10 protein-coding genes are annotated in these 18785 nt (G+C 59.5%); 9 read left to right on the top strand and 1 reads right to left on the bottom strand.

Features of this window, described 5'->3' with window-relative positions; translation table 11 throughout:
* Window positions 1-7 precede the first annotated feature (7 nt).
* The 5 genes from G3O01_RS12310 (at window position 8) to G3O01_RS12290 (ending at window position 8054) form a co-directional block, all read left to right on the top strand.
* Window positions 8-1012: a sugar ABC transporter permease gene (locus G3O01_RS12310; RefSeq protein ID WP_205804933.1), complete on the top strand. Its 1005-nt coding sequence runs from the start codon at window positions 8-10 to the stop codon at window positions 1010-1012.
* Complete coding sequence (locus G3O01_RS12305) at window positions 1009-1830, top strand: carbohydrate ABC transporter permease (RefSeq protein ID WP_205804931.1); 822 nt, start codon at window positions 1009-1011, stop codon at window positions 1828-1830. Before G3O01_RS12310 ends, G3O01_RS12305 begins: the two co-directional genes overlap by 4 nt.
* A gap of 4 nt (window positions 1831-1834) precedes the next feature.
* A complete protein-coding gene (locus tag G3O01_RS12300; RefSeq protein ID WP_205804929.1) occupies window positions 1835-3910 on the top strand; it encodes an alpha-amylase family protein in 2076 nt (691 codons plus the stop codon).
* Between the two features lie 8 nt (window positions 3911-3918).
* Window positions 3919-4953 carry a LacI family DNA-binding transcriptional regulator gene (locus G3O01_RS12295; RefSeq protein WP_205804927.1) on the top strand — a complete coding sequence of 345 codons (1035 nt, stop codon included), beginning with the start codon at window positions 3919-3921 and terminating at the stop codon, window positions 4951-4953.
* A 176-nt stretch (window positions 4954-5129) separates the two neighbouring features.
* Entirely contained in the window at window positions 5130-8054 is a 2925-nt protein-coding gene (locus tag G3O01_RS12290) for a winged helix-turn-helix domain-containing protein (protein ID WP_205804925.1), read from the top strand.
* Between the two features lie 42 nt (window positions 8055-8096).
* Here G3O01_RS12290 and G3O01_RS12285 read toward each other — a convergent pair whose 3' ends face one another.
* Window positions 8097-9602, bottom strand: a complete 1506-nt coding sequence (locus tag G3O01_RS12285) for a replication initiation protein (protein WP_205804923.1) — start codon at window positions 9600-9602, stop codon at window positions 8097-8099.
* 944 nt (window positions 9603-10546) lie between these two features.
* On the opposite strand from G3O01_RS12285, the gene G3O01_RS12280 reads away from it, so the two are divergent.
* The 4 genes from G3O01_RS12280 to G3O01_RS12265 all read left to right on the top strand — a co-directional run bounded on the left by G3O01_RS12280 (window position 10547) and on the right by G3O01_RS12265 (window position 18773).
* Complete coding sequence (locus G3O01_RS12280) at window positions 10547-11767, top strand: AAA family ATPase (RefSeq protein ID WP_205804922.1); 1221 nt, start codon at window positions 10547-10549, stop codon at window positions 11765-11767.
* Complete coding sequence (locus G3O01_RS12275; protein ID WP_205804921.1) at window positions 11764-12735, top strand: ParB/RepB/Spo0J family partition protein; 972 nt, start codon at window positions 11764-11766, stop codon at window positions 12733-12735. Before G3O01_RS12280 ends, G3O01_RS12275 begins: the two co-directional genes overlap by 4 nt.
* 2666 nt (window positions 12736-15401) lie before the next feature.
* Window positions 15402-16865 carry a mechanosensitive ion channel family protein gene (locus tag G3O01_RS12270; RefSeq protein WP_205804920.1) on the top strand — a complete coding sequence of 488 codons (1464 nt, stop codon included), beginning with the start codon at window positions 15402-15404 and terminating at the stop codon, window positions 16863-16865.
* A 123-nt stretch (window positions 16866-16988) separates the two neighbouring features.
* Window positions 16989-18773, top strand: a complete 1785-nt coding sequence (locus tag G3O01_RS12265; RefSeq protein WP_205804919.1) for an FAD-dependent oxidoreductase — start codon at window positions 16989-16991, stop codon at window positions 18771-18773.
* Window positions 18774-18785 lie beyond the last annotated feature (12 nt).

The following is an 18785-nucleotide window of genomic DNA, read 5'->3' as shown; positions in this document are numbered from 1 at the left end:
AGGGAACATGAACGCAATGAACGAGCACGACAATCGCTGCGCGCAGTTCATCAGCTACGCACGGAGCGCATCGCAGGCCGATGGCTCGACGGCGCATGGACTCGGAAGCGCGGGACGTGCGCCGGCGCGCAGGCGCGCGTTCCAGTGGCATGAGGTGCGCGCCGCGTATCTGCTCATTGCGCCCGTGCTGGTTCTCTTCGGTCTGGCTGTCGCCTATCCGCTCGTCGATACGATTCGCCTGAGCTTCTTCGATATTCGCGGACTCGGCGCCGCGCACTTCGTCGGCTTGCGCAACTACGTGCAGCTATTCCACGACAGCAACTTCAGGCAGGCGCTTTCGACTACATTCGTCTGGACGATCTCGACGACGGCCCTGTCGGTGGGCATCGGCTGGATGCTTGCGCTGCTTTGCTCGCTGGCGCCCAAAGCAACGCTGATCCCGCGCGTGTTGATCTTCTCCGCTTACGGCATCTCCGAAACGGTGACGGGGTTTATCTGGCTCGGTATCTTCCGGCCCGATTCGGGTGGATTGCTCAATGCGGGGCTGACCGCAATCGGCCTGGGTCACTTCACGCATGCGTGGCTCGGCGATCAATCGACGGCACTCGGTGCGCTCGTTGTCGCCTACTCGTGGGCGCAAGTCGGCTTGCCGCTGATGCTGTGCTTCGCCGCCACGCAGTCCATTCCTGGCGCGATTCTGGACGCGGCCCGTATCGACGGCGCGCGCGGTCTGTCGATCTTGCGTTACATCGTGCTGCCGTTGTCGCTGCCGGGTGTGCGCATCGCGACCTTCATCAATCTGCTTGGCAGCCTGCGTGCATTCGACACCATCTACGTCATGACGAATGGTGGACCGGTCCGTTCGACCGAGACGCTTGGCTTCTTCATGTACCGCGAGTCGATGACGCAATTCAAGCTCGGCTACGGCGCGGCCGCCACGATCATTCTGCTGATTGCGGTTCTGATCGTGTCGATCCCGGCGATCCTCAAACGCACGGCGGAGGCGAAATGAAACACGCCTCTTCGCGTTGGGCAACCGCGCTCGTCAGCATTATCGCCATCGTCTGGATCGTGCCCATCATCGGCATCGTGATCACGTCGCTTCGTCCCGTCGACGAAGCGGTACTCGGCTGGTGGACCGCCAGCAAAGTCACGCTGACATTCGACGCATGGCGGTCGGTGTGGACGCACTATCCGTTGCTGAACGCGTGCTGGGTATCGCTGAAACTCGCTGGAATCGCCACGCTCGCGACGATGTTGCTGACGCCCGCCGCCGCGTACGCGTTTCACTTTTTGCGCTTCCCGTTGCGCCGAACCATTCTGATCATCATCGTCAACGCATTCGTGCTGCCGCAGCAGGTAGTCATCATTCCGCTGTTCCAGCTCTGGCGGGAATGGGGGTTGATCGACAACATGCTCGCCGTGCTGATCCCGTATATCGGCCTCTCGTTTGCGTGGTCGATCGTGGTGGTGAAGAACTTCCTCGAGCAATTTCCGCGCGAACTGATCGAGGCCGCGCGCATCGACGGTTGCGGACCTCTCGCGATGTTTGGCTACGTCGTGTTGCCCAACACCCTCGCGCCGGTTTTTGCCATCGGCATCCTGCAGTTTCTGTGGACCTGGAATTCGCTTCTGCTTCCCCTGCTCTATCTGCGCTCGCAGATACCGCTTCCCGTCGCGTTCGCGCGCATCGCCGGAACGTTCGACGCGAACTGGAATCTGCGCGCCGTGGCGGCCATCATCACCGCGATCGTGCCGCTCGTGGTGTTCATTGTGTTTCAACGCCAGTTCGCCAGTGGTGCGCTGAGCCGCAGCGCAAGCAAGGAATAACAACATGGCCCGTCACGCGAAACCGCTGCGCTACCGCCAGATTCATCTCGACTTTCACACGTCCGAGCACATACCTGGTGTTGGCGCGCACTTCGATCCTGTGGACTTTGCCGCCACGCTGAAGAAAGCGCACGTCGATTCGATCACGGTGTTTGCCAAGTGCCACCACGGCTGGTCGTACTATCCGACGACAGTGGGTCATGTTCATCCGCATCTCAGCCGGCCCGACCTGCTGGGCGACATGATCGAGGCCTTGAAAAATGCCGACATCGAAAGCCCCGTCTACCTCACCGTGCAATGGGATGAGCAGACGGCGCGCGAACATCCGGAGTGGCGCGTGCTCAGCGCGACCAACGCGTTCGTTCACGACAGCGACGCAGACAGGTCGAGCGCGAAGCAACTCAGTCCGGCCTGGCATACGCTCTGCCTGAGCCACGCCCCGCTGCGCAAGCTGATTCTCGATCAGGCACGCGAAGTCGCAACCCGCTACGACATTCCGGGCCTGTTCTTCGATATCGTCATGGCGAACGATTGCGTGTGCACGAACTGCATCGACAGGATGCTCGCGCTCGGTCTCGATCCCGAGAACGCACACGATCGCCATCAGAACGATGAAGCGGTGCTCGCGCAGTTTCGCGGTGAAACAAGCACGGCCCTCTTCGCCGAGTTCCCGCATCTGCGTATGTTCTATAACGCGGGGCACATCGCGAAGAGCGGGCCTGAACGTTACAGGGACTACACGCACCTCGAACTCGAAAGCCTGCCGACGGGCGGCTGGGGCTACAACCATCTGCCGACGAGCGCGCGTTACGCCGCGACGCTCGGTCTGGAGTACATGGCCCACACGGGCAAGTTTCATTCGAGCTGGGGCGAGTTCGGCGGCTTCAAGCATGCCGACGCGCTCGAATACGAATGCGCGCAGATGGCGGCGCTCGGTTCCCGATGCCTTATCGGCGACGCACTGCATCCCGGCGGAGCCATCGACCACGATACCTATGAACGCATCGCGCCCGCCTATGCGCGCATCGCGAAACTCGAGCCTTTTCTCGAAGGCGCGAAACAGGTGTCCGAGATCGCCATTCTGTCGGCGGAGCACATGCATCCGGGCGTGGGTCGCAATCATCCCAGCGACGATGGCGCGGTCCAGATGCTTCTCGAATTGCATCGCCCGTTCGATGTCATCGACGCCAGCGCGCGTTTCGAAGACTACCGGCTGCTGGTTCTGCCCGATGACATTCCCGTCGACGATGCGCTTGCACGGAGGCTTGAGTCGTACGTCGCCGGTGGCGGCAAGCTGCTCGCGTCGTGGCATTCCGGACGCAACGGCAGCAACGGCAACAACGGATTTGCGCTCGACTTCGGCCTCAGCGTCGAGGCGGAATCGACGGGATTCTGGCCGAGCTACGTGGAAATGAATGCGGGCCTCGACACGCGCATCCCCACGAGTCCCGTCGTGTTCTACGATGACGCGCTGCTCGTCGGTACCCGCGGCGCCGAAGTGCTCGGCAATATTCGTGCGCCCTATTTCAACCGCACGTATCGGCATTTCAGTTCGCATGCGCATGCGCCGAATGACATCGACGCGCAACCGCTGGGTATCGCCGCGTCGCTTCATCACGGCATGGGCTATGTGGCCTATCCGATCTTCCGGCTCTATCGCGCGATCGGACAGCCGATCTACCGTTACATCGTCGACGCGATGATCAGCCGATTAATGCCCCAAACCACTGTCAGAACGGACCTTCCATCATCGGGCCGGGTCACGTTGACCCATCAGCCCGACAAGCAGCGGCATGTCCTGCATCTGCTCTACGGCGCCCCACAATTGCGGGGACAGGCCATGCCGGTCGATGGTGGCGCGACTCGCGTGATGGAGATCATCGAGGACATCCCGGCGATCGGTCCCATTTCGGCGACGGTGCGCCTCCCGCATCCGCCAACCCGCTCGTACGACGCGCTGTCGGGTGAAGCGCTTGAATGGACGCTCACCGCGGACGGCGCGGTGCAGGTCACAGTGCCCCGGATGCGCATTCATACCGCCGTGGCATTCGAGTCCGAACACTCTTCCCGCAATGACTGATGCGCCTTATGAACGACGATACTTCAAACGATGCCGGTAAATCGCGCGCTCCGACGATCGTCGACGTCGCCAAACGGGCGAACGTCGCGATCGGCACGGTGTCGCGTTATCTGAATGGCTTTCCGATCCGGCGCGCCAATCGCGAACAGATCGAGGAAGCGATTCGGGCGCTGCACTTCAAGCGCAACGCGGCCGCCGTTGCGATGAAAACGGATGTCACGCACGTCGTGGGTCTGCTCGCGCCGTCGTTCGACGAGTTTCACGGCGCCATGCTCGAACATCTGTCGCGCGCGCTGCGGCGTGACGGTCGCGCACTGCTCATCTACTGCCACGGCGGCGACACGCGGCTAATGGAAGAAAGTCTCGATTACTTCTCCACGCAGCGCATCGACGCGCTGGTGATGTCGGGTGTGGATCGCCTGTTCGACCGCGTCGACCAGCTGATCAACGACGGTGTCCCACTGGTTCTCTACGATAACGACCTCGCCGGTCTGAAAGCCGACCGGGTATTCGTGAACAACCGGGAAGCGTCGATGCACGCGGTGCGGCATCTGCTCGATATCGGGCATCGGCGCGTGGGCATGGTGTCGGGTGAACTGGTCGACAGCGCGGCGAACGAACGCTATCTCGGCTATTGCGATGCACTGGCCGAGCGCGGAATCGAGGTCGATCCACGTTACGTCGGACCCGGGCACTGGTCGATTCTCGGCGGCTACGACGCGACGCGCCATCTGATGTCGCTGCCGGAACCGCCCACCGCGATCTTCTGCGCGAACTATGTGATGGCGCTCGGCGCGTTGCGTTGCTTCAAGGACGCGAAGATCCGCGTGCCGGAAAAGGTGTCGCTTATCTCATTCGACGACCCGCCGTTATTCGGGCTGTACGAGCCCAGCATCACCGTCGTCGCCCAGCCTATCCACGGCGTCGCACAGACGATTGCCGACGTACTCGAACGAAGGCTTCGAACCGCGCGGGAAACGCCGTTCAGCACCACGAGCCTCCGCTGCGACGTCATCTTGCGAGGTTCGACGCGGCCCGTCTGAGCGCACATCGAACGAGACAACAACGGCCGCACGCTGGAGCAAGCCGCCCGACGTCGCGCTGCATCGGCCCTTGAGAATGACGGAACTGTGAGGTGAAAGATGATTGTCTGGGCACGACACAGGAACCATGCACACGACGGCCAGTGCGCCGTCGTCGGCTGGAGCAGCCTCGAATCATGCATACATTGCCGGGCGGCTACAGACCAGGCTTTGTGACTGATCCGATCGACACGGCAGGGCTGGCTTACCTGTTCGGCTCGTTTCGGCTCATTCCGTCACAGCAGATTCTGCTGGACGGAGACGCACGCGTGCCCGTCGGCAGTCGTGCACTCGATCTGTTGACGGCGCTCGTCGAGCGGCGCGGCGAACTGATCAGCAAGCAGGAGTTGATGGCGCGGGCATGGCCGCAAACCGTGGTCGAGGAAAGCAATCTCAAGGTTCACATTGCGGCGCTGCGTAAAGCGCTGGGCGAAGGCCCTCAGGATCAGCGCTTCGTGGCAACCGTGGTCGGCCGCGGTTATCAGTTCGTCGCGCCCGTCGAACGCGAAGTGCTGTCGTGCTACGCAACGCCGCCTGCCAACATGGATCCGCAGGCTTCACACAATGTACCCGTGGCGCTGGTGCGACCCATCGGGCGCGCGGCGACGATCCATGATCTGTTCGAACGGCTGTCGCGCATCCGGCTATTGACGGTTGCGGGTCCCGGCGGTATCGGCAAGACGACCGTGGCGCTCGCCGTCGCGCATGCGATGGTCGAGGCACAAGAGTACGACGTCTGGTTCGTCAACCTGTCCCGGCTCACCGACGCGAGCTTCGTGCCGCATGCGGTCGCCAATGCGATTGGCCTTACTGTGCACTCGAACGACATCCCGTCTGCGCTCGCCAACTACTTCCGGCTGAGAAATCGCCGGCAGCTCGTCGTGCTCGACAGTTGCGAGCACGTCATCGAAGCCGCAGCAGTGATGGCGGAGCACATGACCTCGGCCTCCCCGCAGATGCATGTGCTTGCGACGAGCCGCGAGCCGCTGCGCGCGGCGGGCGAGCACATTTACCGGCTGGAACCGCTCGACAGTCCCGCGGATTCGGCCAGTCTGACGGTGGACGAAGCGCTTCGCTATCCCGCAGTCGAACTCTTTCTGGAGCGGGCGGTTGCCGCCTGCGGCGACTTCGTTCTATCGGATGAAGACGCGCCCGTGGTGGCCCTGATCTGCCGGCGGCTGGATGGGATCGCGCTCGCGATCGAGCTCGCGGCCACCCGGCTGAACGCATTCGGCGTGCGCGAACTGCTCGATCTGCTCGACGACCGCTTCTTCACGCTCGCGCAAGGACGCCGCACCGCTCCCGCACGGCAAAAGACCTTGCTCGCGACACTCGACTGGAGCCATCAGTTGCTGCCCGACATCGAACGGGTCGTGCTGCGCCGCCTTGGCATCTTCCCGGGTGCCTTTGCCCTCGGCCCGGCGGCTGCCGTCGTCGCCGACGACAACCTGCCGCAGGCCAGCGTCATCGATGCGATTGCCAGTCTCGTGGCGAAGTCGATGCTGTCGGCGGATGTCGGCAGCGATACGGTGCGCTATCGGCTGCTCGATACGACACGCGCCTATGCGCGGCGCAAGCTCGCGGATGCCGATGAAGCCGACATGCTCGCGCGTCGCCATGCCGAGCATTGTCGCGGCGTGTACGCGCGCATCGAAGCGTATTGGAGCACACCTCCCGATACGCGCTGGCTGGACGAACACATCGCGGCGATCGACGATCTCCGGTCTGCGTTGAACTGGGCATTTTCCGAGCGCGGCGACGAGTCGCTTGGCATTGCGCTCACGGTATCGGCGATTCCCGCCTGGGTGCGGCTCTCGTCGCTGGAGGAATGCAGAAGCCGCGTCGAGCATGCGCTCGCCAGAATCGAGGCCGGCGCGCCCGCGGCCGATAACCAGCGGATGAAGCTCAATACCGCCCTCGCCGCTTCGGCGATGTACACGCGCGGCATGGTCTCCCAGGTCGACGCCGCGTGGACCACCGCGCTCGCACTGGCGGAACAGCTCGGCGACAGGGAGTATCAGCTGCGCTCGCTGTTCGCGGCCTGCTGCGGCCTCGTGTACGCGGGCAAGCTGCGAGCCGCCGATGAACTCCTGAAGAAGTTCCGGCTGATCGCGAACGCATCGAACAATACGGTTGCCATTTCAGACTGCAACCGGCTGACTGCGTTTGCGTGGCACCACATCGGCAGACAGGACGAAGCCCGGCAACATCTCGAAAGCATTCTCGACAGGCAGGTCATGCCTCGTCAGCGCTCTCAACTGTCGCACAACCACGTCGACGGATGCGATGGATCGCGTACGCTGCTGTCCAGCATCCTGTGGCTGCAAGGTTTTCCCGAGCGCGCACTGCGTACCGCGCTGAAGGCGCGAAACGACGCACAGGCAAGCGGCCACGCGTTGACGGTCGGCTACGTGCTCGTGTTCGCGTCCATTCCGATCGGGCTATACACGGGCGACATCGATGCAGCCGAAGAGGCACTCATCGCGTTGCAGGACAACGTCGCGACGCACGGTCTCGTTCTTTTCGACGCGATGGCGCGTTGCCTCAAAGGTGCGTTGCTGCTCGATCAAAGCGATCCGCAAGGGTTATGTGTGCTGGCCGAGGCGTTGGCGCAACTCGAACACGAACATATCGGGCTGCGCTATCCGATGTACGCGGGCATGTATGCGCGCGGTTTGCTGCGCTTTGGACGAGATGCGGACGCGAAGGCTGCCATCGAGACCGCGCTGGCGTGGTCGAATGCTCACGACGAATTGTGGTGCCTGCCGGAGTTGTTACGCATCAAAGGCGAGATACTCGGCGCGGCCGACGCACTCGATTCGCAAGGCGTGTCCGAGGCGTTGTACATGCAGGCGATTGAACTGGCGCGGTGCCAGGCAGCGCTGTCGTTCGAGCTGCGTGCTGCGACGGGCCTTGCACGTCTGAAACATCGGCAAGGTAAAGCGAAGCAGGCGAAGTCGCTGTTGCTGGCTGTCTACGAAAAATTCACCGAGGGCTTCGCCACGTCCGATCTGAAAGAGGCGCGAGCGCTGCTCGACAGTTTGCCTATGACGTCGCTGTAGCGTCGTCGTGCCGATCCATGAGCGTGCAGACGCGCACTCGCATCATTTCGCCCGACCGCGGGCAGCCTTTCGCAACTCGGCCGCGACGAAGGACGCAAAGGTCGTCGCAATGCTGGCCCGCTGCAGGATATTCGACTCGTTCACGTCGGCGGCCGTCAAACCTTGGCGTTGCATCGCTCTGACGCCAATCGTGCTCGACGCGATAAATTTGCGCACCAGTTCTTCGCGAGTTTTCTTCTCCGCGGTTTCGAAGAATTCGCGTGCCGTGCGCATTTCGTGGTCGCGCCGTTGCTCTGCCGCGGCTTCGGCCGCGGCCATGCTGGCGGCGACGGCATTTTGCCGTTCGGTCTGCGCGGCCTGCTTCGCGTTCGCCGCTTGCGTCTGTTGGGACTGCAATAGCGACACTTGCCGGTCCGCATCCGAGACGCGGTAGTTCTCCGCCAAAGCATTCATCAGATAGGCGGATGCGCGCCGGATGTGATCGCCCTTGGCGATCCGCCAGCGCACATAGTCGATCGCCTGCTCGATACGGGCATCCGACCAGACATGACGGTTCGCGCGAATCTCGGCGAACTGCTTGTCGGTCAACCCAAACTCCTTGTAGAGCGACAGATAGAGCGGCGCGGAAGCCAGCATGTCGGCATCGGCCGCGCCCGCCTCTTCCTTTCGCTTGAGCTTGAACCGGATCTGATCCTTCTTTCGTGAACCGGGCGTGCTGGCGCGCGTTTCGTAAGACACCTCGATATCGGACAGATCGTTGATCTGCCTGATGGCCGGCTCCAGATAGTCCCGCTTGAAGTATTTGAACTCCGCCGAGTTCGCCCACGATTTTCCAGGCAGGCTTCGTACGAGATCCAACGAGATCCAGTCTGTTCTGCCGTGTGAGACCTCAGGCTGGATGTGGTCGTAAATTGCACGTGCGTAGATGAGCTTGAATTTCGACGTGATCAGCAGACTCGTCCAGTACGAGTTCTCCGGATCCTTGATGAGCCGTTGCAGTTCGACGGGCACACGAAAGCGAATGCGCCCGTTACGCACGCTCACGCGACCGATCAATTCGAGCCAGTCACCCTCCTCGTCCGAGATGAGTGCACCGACGTTATCGTCATCGTCTTCAAACGCGCTGTCGTCGTCCTCGTCCTCCTCCGTCGCTTCGGAGGCGTCTTCGACCAGACGGCCCTTCGCGTCGACGGCAACGACCGGGCCGCTCGTTACCTCGAGCATCGAAGACTTCACGCTGCGAATGACGCTGGAGAAATGCTTTTTATTGTGGCTCTCGTAGCGCATGAGCCATTTGAACAGGCTCAAGGACACTTCGTAGGTGTCGGTCACCTCCGGTTCCTGCGCGACGATGAAATACGCGGCATCGACGAATCGGCGCGCTGACAGTCCGAGCCCGATGATGCGGGCGAATATTCTGTTCTTCTGGTAGCCGATGTCTTGCGAAGACTCAACGGCATCAATGGCCGTTTTGGCGGGAGCGTTCTCGATGAACAGATCCAGCGCGTACTGAAGCGGCGTTACTCTTCGTTCGAGACTGCTGTTCATGGCTATCGCAAATTTCCCGCCCTAAATTTTTCCGCAGAATGTAGCACATGAAGGTGAGATGTCAAAGATCTCCTCTCACCTTCGGCGCTGACGGAGATACGCGCTCGACAATGGCTCTCACCTTTGGGACATCATCTCTCACCATTGCAGGATTTTCGCGGGCTGTAACGCACTTGCAGAGAGGATCGGCGGTGTTATCCACAGGTATCGACATCAACTCTCACCTTTCGTCCGGGGTTGGGCGGCGTTCTCACCTTGAGATACAACGAATCTCCCCTATGTCGCCACCAACTCTCACCTTAGACGGACAACGGATCTCACCTTTGCGTCATCAAGTCTCACCTTTGCGCACTAACGTATTGATTCTAAAGAATGCTGCATCATTCTGTTTGTTAGTTGGTTCGTTGTTTTTGTTTACTTCAACACCTACAAACCGTCGTTAACGAGATTCCGTGGCTTCAAAGGTGAGAGATGTTGTCGCCATGCTTTGAAAAGAGGATCCGTTTTCAATTTCGGAGTCGCTGTTAAAGGGTTAGCTGCCTGAGGCAGGTCTGAGGCACTGAGCCCTGACGGTGAGAGATTCTGTCGCTTGAACGCAGGCAAGGGAATGGACTGGTGTTGCAGTGACAATAACTCTCACCGTTTACCGTAGTCGGTGTGAAATCTGGGATCGAAACGGCGGATGACCGAGCGCCGTTCCGGGAATGCTTGGGAGATCGCGACCTGTTCAAAAGCGCACTTCCACTGGCAGGTGAGAGATTTTGGCCGTCGATTTTCGCGTCAAATCGCAGCGAGTGGGCAATTGGACCTGGGCGTCGTGCTCTGATGTGACGTAATATCAAGAACTTGCAGCGGAAAACGCAGAAAACACCTTCGCTGGAACCAGCTTTTGCCATTTTTCCTGTATTCTACGTTTAGCCGAATTTTTCAGGAAAAACTTCTAAATGGCGAATGTCAGTCAACCGATGCCAATCGATCTAACGGTCACGTTATCGCAAATCAGCGATTTCGCTGACGTCGTGACCGATTACGCGACAGAACTCCGCGATCAGATCCTCGCACCGCGGCCGCGCAAGACCCCTCCGATGTTGACTACCGGCGAGATTGCCGAGCTGTGCGGGCTTACGCGTCAACAGGTCCATTATCTCGTATCAAAAAGCGACGGCGTATTGCCGGAAGGTCAGTCGACCGGGACGGGGCGTAGCCGGAGTCGCATGTTTACGCTTGCAGAAGCGAGAACGTGGGTGCAGCGGGTTTCTGACATTTTTCAGACTCCCCTCGTCGATGGCCCTAGCGATGATTTCAGCGGAAAGATCATCATCACTTCCCAACTGAAGGGCGGCTCGGCGAAAACCACGACGACGATGTGTCTTGCACAAGGCCTGAGTCTTCGTGGGCGAAAAGTACTGGTTGTCGATCTGGATCCACAGGCATCGTTGTCGGAACTGTGCGGGTTGTATGCCGAGAAGGAAGTGTTTCCGGAGGATACCGTTCTCCCCTTTGTATATGACCAGAAGATCGACGGTGGATTGCTGTCCAAGGTGCAGACGACTTATTGGGACGGTCTGGATATTATTCCCGCGCACACCGAACTGGTGGGTGCCGAATACCACCTGCCCGCAATGCAGATGAAGGTGCCGGGGTTCAAGTTCTGGACGGTGTTGCGCGAGGGCCTGGAGCCACTGCGTCGACACTATGACTACATCATTCTCGACACGTCGCCTTCGCTCTCCTACCTCAACCTGAATGCGTTGATGGCCGCGGACGCGATGATCATGCCGATGGTCCCTGAGAATCTCGACTTCTTCAGTTCGCTGTCGTTCTGGCGACTGTTTTCAGACGTCGCGAAATCGTTCATCCGTTTCGAAGCGGACAAGAAATATGACTTCGTGTCCGTCCTTCTGACTCGAGTCAATTACGGACCGACTGCGGCCACGCCAGTCGTACGAACGTGGGCGCACGGCGCGTATCGTCACTGGCTGTCGCAGTATGAAGTCCCGGCGAGTTCGGTCATGAGTTCCGGCGCGCTCGCATTCACGACCGTGTTCGATATCAGCAGCACGCATAGCCAGGCAAAATCCCTCGCCAGAGTCAGGCAGCCGCTGATGGATTACTGCCGATGGGTCGATGACCAGTTCGTCAAACAGTGGAGGCCGGCACAGTGAGCAATCTTCGAGAACAACTTCTTGCCAAAACGGCTGGCATCAAAGCGACAGACGAACGACGCCCGGACGCGAGCCGTCGCGCGGGCCGCACCGAAACGGCTCCCGGGATGGCTGGCGCGCTCGCTGCTGCTCAACTTCGTGTTCGGGAGCTGGAATCTTCCGGTACGCCGTCGCAGCTCTCGGTCGGAGAGATTGTCCCCAATCCTTGGCAGCCGAGGCGCGTATTCAACGAGGCCAAACTGTCCGAACTCGCGGCGTCGATCCGTGAGGTTGGCCTCATGCAGCCGATTGTTGTGCGACGCTCCGACACTGGTTATCAGATCGTGGCCGGGGAGCGGAGATGGCGTGCGCACAAGATGGTCGGCATCGACACCATCAGGACGGTGGTGATCGAATGTTCCGACCATGACATGGCGGTTCTCGCGCTGGTGGAGAATGTCAGCCGCGATGATCTGTCCGACTATGAGATCTCAGTTTCGATTCGTCAAACAGAAAAGGATTTCCCGAATCGCACGCGGCTCGCCGAGGCGCTTGGCATGTCGCGGCAAGGTCTTTACCGGTTTCTTTCGTTTGAAGGTCTGCCGGATTTCATTAAGCATGATCTTGATCTGCAGCCGACGTTGCTTGGTAGTCACGCAGCCAATGATGTCGGCGTGGTGCTGAAGAAGCACGGACAGGCGGCTGTCGATGCTGCGAAAGAGCTTTGGCCGCAGGTGGTGAACGGTAGTCTTCAGCAAGGAAAATTTGGCGCGGCGATCGCCAGTCTGGTTAGCACTCCGGGAGGTGCGACTAACGCTGGGCGTAGCATCGATAAGTTTTTTTCGGGTAAGGCTCAAGCGGGCAACATCACGAAGGACGCGAATAGCTTCACCGTCCGGATCAAGGTCGATATGCTGACCGATGAGCAGGAGCGCAAGATTCGCCAAATGATTGGGGATCTGTTTTCTGCTCAGCCACATTCCAACTGAGCGCTCTCGATGTCGCCAAGGCCCGCTGAATGCGGGCCTTTTTGTTTTGTGAGTCTGCATTGGGCAATGCGTTGCTGAGCGACTCCGGCGGACGGTGTCACCATTGGTTACACCGCGTGTGTTGTACGGCGTTTGGGTTGATGGGGGGTGTTATGGGCGTATGAGCGATTAGGTGTCGTGCGGCATCTCTGTCGGTGGGGATAGTCGAGGCTCATAGTAGTGTCACCATTGGTGACACCTCCGTCGGGCGAGGTCGTCTGGCTATGCACTACATAAGCACGCGGTATACCGTCCGAGAGACGGCCGCGTTCTGAGATCGGCGCCGAGGGAAACTGATCAGGACGGCCGGTCGAGAATATGTGCAGTGTCACCATTGGTGACACTGCATGTCATGGTGAATGCTGTCTCGTGACCACTGGGTGCTGTGTCGGATTTCGTTCTCAGGGAACGTATGTGTTTCCGTCGAAGATGTTTTGCTGTTCCGCCCCAGACCCGCTTCCAGCCAAGCGCCTAATCCGAATCTGCTGTCACCAACGCAATTAGCGCAATCAACTGGGTCTTGGCACGTTTGCCGCCGGACACCGTTATGCGCGCCAACCTTTCCCTTGAATCGCCATTTCAACCGACGGCTCGCGTCCAAACAGACGCTTAGACCGTGGCATCTACCGCCGGCGAATTTATCAAAGACGGTCGCTCATTTGCCTTCGAGGCTTCTAAGTGGCTTTATGGGGAGCCGAAATGGAATGAGCGAAAGTCGACTGTGGGAATACGCTGACCGGATATCGCTAGCGTGAGGTGCGGGTTCGAATCGCGGATTGAAATCGGGGATATCCGGAGAAACTGCGAGCGGATCCCTTCATCGCATCTGACTTTCGACAACGATCTTCTGAAGTCTAACGGGCGCAACGTGTCCTGTAGAAGACCGTCCACTCCGGACGCGAAGTCGCCATCCTGAGACCAATCGCCGTATCGACAAATCGCTATCTGGTCTCGCTTGCTGATCGACGACGACCGTACATTCGAGCGCTCGCGTCAGCGTATGAGATCACCGCCTCTCCGAACTTTGCCTTCCGCGCGGTCGGACCATCTACAGTGAACCACATTGCGCAGACCGACAAAGCTGGGGTGATCCGTCGCATGACCATCAAATCGTATGGCCGAACCGATCATTCCGCCGCCGCATTCATGGACTTGTTCAGGGCAAGCGACGGGAGCCGATTTGCAGCAACAGACTAGACTCGCGGATGGGCGTTGATTTGCATCTGTCGCTGACGATCCTACTTCTGCGATGCCTGCTGGTGTGCATCGGGAACACATGCCGCACCAGTACCACGGACCTAAGCCGCTGGCCTTCACTAACGAATTGGGGAAGATTCGCCCGGACGTAGCATGCCTACATCGCCTAATGGACTCGACTTCATGTTCGCACGGAGAGGCAGTCATGCTGGGACGTTTCCGGCGTTGACCTCGCGAAGTCGCAGGTCGTGGCAAACCGTTCGCCCGAAGGCATATGAACCATTGCGCGATAGCCCGCAGCCAGGCGCTTCGCGCGATGATGTGCTGTGAATACGAAGCACTGGTCAACAGCCAAACGACCGCCTCCCGATTTGAAGAGCCGCTCCTGACAACCGGGTGGGAGCGACTTGAAATGCACGCAACGAAAGCCGAGGACATGATCTCGCCCCAATTTGCGTAGAGGACCACGGGATCCCACCGATGTAGTTCGACCGCTGGCCCTTGACGCCAACCCAGTGCGAGGGCGGAACAGGGCGACATCGTGGCGCGTCCGTGGAAACTGATCGACCATGCAGACGAAATCGTCGCCGCATTCACTGACATCTCTGCTGTCTTAAAGCATCACAGCTTCAAGCCCTTTTGACCAATTGCAAGTGTCAACCATGTCCGTGTACAACGATCGGCTCCCTACATAGCCTGCACGATTGTCGTCACAAATGTCGGTCATGCGCCGACCCCCTCAATCCGGGCAACACAATAATCGTGTTACGGGACGCGTTTTCGCTAACGCCGCTCTCAAAATGTCGAGTTACGCAAATCGCCCGAGCCTCCGCTCCGACTGCTGACAAATTGCGCGGTAATCCGCTCGCGTGAAACATTGAGCGAAGAATCGCAGATCGCTTAAGTTTATGTTTAAAAAGGGTTTTATCGCAATTTTCGAGAATGTTTCACACGAAAATGGCCGTATGCAACCAAAACTGCCCTCAAGCAAGCGATATCGAGTCTAGATGTGAAGCAACAAGACTATGGCGTAGTAAACGTTACGTATTCTGTACTTCAAATCTACGCGAGCTATTGAGAGTAATGGATGCGGCTCATTGCATTCAGACCTTGAATTTCATCGCCGAAGTATCGCTAGCCAAAAGTCAGAAAGAGAATGCTGACGATCACGGGAAAGCATCGACAGGAAGAGCAGAGCGTTGATCACATGTGTGACTCGCACACTTCGAAACCGTGTAAGCCGATTCACATCAACTGAACACGAACCCACCCCGAAACCCCTTTTCCCAAATCCACCCGATTTCCCAACCCGCACTGCCAAAAACGCAGCCACGCGGAATCGATCACGATTCTCCCCGGACGCCGACCGACCGCCGCAACTTCCGGCTCTCGTCAATTCACCGATTTGTCCAGCCTGTACCGGAGCCTGCGTGAACAACCCGTTGCTCTTTGGCTTTCTACTGGTCGCGCTCGACGTCCTCGTGTGGTGTTGCGTGATGCCTCGCAACGAAGTTGCGAGGCTGACCGTGCGACTGTGCATCTATGCGGCTTTCAGCGCGCTCCTCTTCGCATCGAACCTGAGTCCGTTCAGGCAGGCCCCGTTTGCCGATTCCTGGGCGCGGCACATGCTGGGCCAGTTGCTCGAAATCGTCTGGTGGCTAACAGGTGCGCGTTTGCTCAGCAAGATGCTGGATACGCTGCTCCTTCCCAAAACATGGCGTCGCCAGCGCCTGTTCGAGGACGTGTTCGGCGCGCTGGCATTTCTCGCCGCGATCGTCGCTTCGCTCGGTTTCGTACTTGAACTGCCGATACGCGGGCTGGTTGCCACTTCCGGCGCGCTTGCGCTCGTCGTCGGTCTGGCCATCCAAAGCACACTTAGCGATGTCTTCGCCGGCATCGTGATCAACACAACCGAACCGTATGAGGTAGGTAACTGGGTGAACATCGATGGTGTAGAAGGCAAGGTCATGGAAATGAACTGGCGCGCCACCCATCTGCTGACCTCGCAAGGTGCAGTCGTGATCGTGCCGAACGCCGTCGCCGCGAAGACGAAGATCGTCAACAGCAGTCGCCCGACCGCGCTTCACGGTGTGACTGTCATGCTCGAAGTCACGCCTGAGGCACGACCGAAAGTCGTTTTGGAGGCTCTCGACCACGCGCTGAAAAGTGTGCGTGCGGTACTCGCGGACCCGGCACCGTACGCGCAAGTGAAGTCTGTTGGCACGGAGTCGTTTCAATACGAAGCAACTGCCTATGTCGACGACATGAGCAAAAAGCGCACGGTATCGAACGAACTGTACGACCTTTGTCACCGGCACCTCGCAGCAGCGGGCGTCGACCTCAGGTCGCTGGGCGTGCCCTATACGGCAAGCGCGCTTCCCGGACGGGACGATGCGCGCATCAGGCTGTTGCAGCGCGTCGATATGTTCGCGGTGCTGACGCCGGACGAAATCGCGCAGCTCGCTCCGCGTCTTGCGCGCCGTGACTGCGAGGCGGGCGAAGTGCTGATCACGCCGGAATCGGTGCCCGACAGTCTCACCATCATCGATTCAGGTGTGCTTTGCGCCGTGGCCAAAGAGGGAAGTGTGCAAGTCGAAGTGGCGCGGCTGGGTCCCGGCGAAGCAGTAGGCGAGGGCGGGCTGCTTGCCGGATTGCCCGCTCGCGTGAAGATCACCACGCTCACGCCGTCGGCAATCTACACGCTAAAGAAAGAAGACCTGACACCGATCCTGAAGAAGAATCCCGACGTCGCAAAGGCGATGTGCCAGTTGCTGTCGCGCCGTCAACGCATGCTCGACAAGATCGGTGCGCCTACGCCTGCTACGCAATCCGAGAATTCGTTCCTTCAGTGGCTATTGGATGGTGTGCGCCGCATTCACGATCTGACCTTTTAGCCTCTTGTGGCGCATCGTGTTCCCAATTCGCACTGCATTGCGAGCGAGCACTGATATCGGCATGCATCACGTGATTTCAGTAGTGTTAGCTGACTGACCAACGCCGGCTCTGGAGACTTGCCCATGGATAGCGATCGTAGCTCGCAGAATGAAGCGCTAAACGATCCCAACCTGAGTTTCGTCAATGTGATCGAATCGGATGTTGCCGTCTCCGTGATCACGAACCGGAAGGATCAGATGTTCCCGTTTATTCCAGAGCGGGAAATCGACCGGACGCGCGCCTTCGGCAAGGAGGTTCGCTGGTCGGCGGGAGATGTGATGTTCACCATGGGGCATCCGAGCCCCGGGCTCGTCGTCATGTTGAAGGGACTCGTCAAGGTGACCCGACGTGATGCCGTCGGCAGGGTGCATCGTGTCTTCGAGTATCGGCCGGGGCAGTTTCTTGGTGAGATCGCGCAACTGTTCGGTCATCCGTGTCTGGGGGATGGCCTCGTCGTCGAAGACACGACGGCCATCGTGATCGAATCGGCGGATCTGCGCAGGTTGCTCGTGATGGAAGCCGAGCTCGGCGAAAAGATCATGCGTGCGCTGATTCTTCGCCGTGTGGGATTGATCGAGAAGGGCAGCGGTCCCGTACTGATCGGCGATTCGACCGACGCGCGACTGATCGCCTTGCAGGATTTGCTGAGAAGAAACTCCTATCCCTATTCGTTGATCGACAGACGCGACGACCCCGAAACGGTGGCACTGCTTCAACGCATTTCGGCGACACCCAGCGACTTCCCAATCGTGATCTGTCCGGACGGGACCGTGTTGCGCGCGCCCGATGAGAACCGCGTCGCGACCGCGCTCGGCTGGTTACCCGAATTCGATCCCGCGCATGTGTACGACACCGTGATCGTCGGTGCCGGCCCCGCAGGACTGGCGGCGGCAGTGTATGCAGCATCTGAAGGATTGTCAGTCGCTATCTTCGACAGCTGGGGACCGGGCGGGCAAGCGGGCACGAGTGCACGGATCGAGAACTATCTGGGGTTTCCCGCCGGCATTTCCGGGCAGGCGCTAACGGGACGCGCCTTTGTGCAGGTCCAGAAATTCGGCGTGCACATTTCGATTCCGACGCGCATCAACATCCTCAGATGCGAGTGCACGCCCCTCGAAGTCGAACTTGAAAATGGAAAGCGCGTCGCATCGCACACCGTGGTCATTGCATCGGGCGCGGCATACGTGAAGCCGGTCATTGAAGGACTCGAGCGGCTTACGGGGCGCGGCGTTTTCTTCGGGACCTCGCCGGTGGAGGCAAAGCTGTGCAGAGGTCTGGAGATCGTCGTGGTTGGCGGTGGAAACTCGGCGGGGCAGGGCGTCGTGTATCTCGCGTCCCATGCGGAGCGCGTGCATCTGCTCATACGTGGACATAGTCTCGCTGAACATATGTCGCAGTATCTGATCGACCGGATCGCGCGACTCCCGAACGTCACGCTCTATACGGATACGCAAGTTCTCTCCCTGTCGGACGATGCCGTTGGGTTGTCGGAGATCAGTTGCAGAGGACCGGGCGGACCACTTTCATTTTCTGTCAGGCATCTTTTCCTTTTCACGGGCGCCGAACCCAACACCCGATGGTTGAAGGGCTGCGGAGTACGGACCGATGCCAAAGGCTTTGTGCTGACGGGAGCAGAAGCACGCGGCGGTTATAACGCGGGCGCGCATACCCTCGAAACAAGCGTCGACGGTGTCTTCGCGATTGGTGACGTGCGCGCGGAATCGATCAAGCGAGTGTCCGCCGCGGTGGGCGAAGGCGCGGCTGTCGTGGCGCAGATTCATGGCGTTCTCGCTGAACGCCGCTCGTATGCTACGTATGCTACAAATAGGGAAGCGCCAGGTCCGGGCATTCCGGCTCAATCGGGCTAAACATTCACTGCT

The sequence above is a fragment of the Burkholderia sp. Ac-20365 genome, from assembly GCF_017104715.1.
In the GTDB taxonomy this organism is placed as follows: domain Bacteria; phylum Pseudomonadota; class Gammaproteobacteria; order Burkholderiales; family Burkholderiaceae; genus Paraburkholderia.
This window is presented reverse-complemented; position numbering and strand designations above follow the sequence as displayed.

Bases quoted from the DNA above. Each gene is read 5' to 3' on its own strand.
- G3O01_RS12310 (WP_205804933.1), top strand. From the start codon at position 8: ATGAACGCAATGAACGAGCACGACAATCGCTGCGCGCAGTTCATCAGC.
- G3O01_RS12305 (WP_205804931.1), top strand. From the start codon at position 1,009: ATGAAACACGCCTCTTCGCGTTGGGCAACCGCGCTCGTCAGCATTATC.
- G3O01_RS12300 (WP_205804929.1), top strand. From the start codon at position 1,835: ATGGCCCGTCACGCGAAACCGCTGCGCTACCGCCAGATTCATCTCGAC.
- G3O01_RS12295 (WP_205804927.1), top strand. From the start codon at position 3,919: ATGAACGACGATACTTCAAACGATGCCGGTAAATCGCGCGCTCCGACG.
- G3O01_RS12290 (WP_205804925.1), top strand. From the start codon at position 5,130: ATGCATACATTGCCGGGCGGCTACAGACCAGGCTTTGTGACTGATCCG.
- G3O01_RS12285 (WP_205804923.1), bottom strand. From the start codon at position 9,602: ATGAACAGCAGTCTCGAACGAAGAGTAACGCCGCTTCAGTACGCGCTG.
- G3O01_RS12280 (WP_205804922.1), top strand. From the start codon at position 10,547: ATGGCGAATGTCAGTCAACCGATGCCAATCGATCTAACGGTCACGTTA.
- G3O01_RS12265 (WP_205804919.1), top strand. From the start codon at position 16,989: ATGGATAGCGATCGTAGCTCGCAGAATGAAGCGCTAAACGATCCCAAC.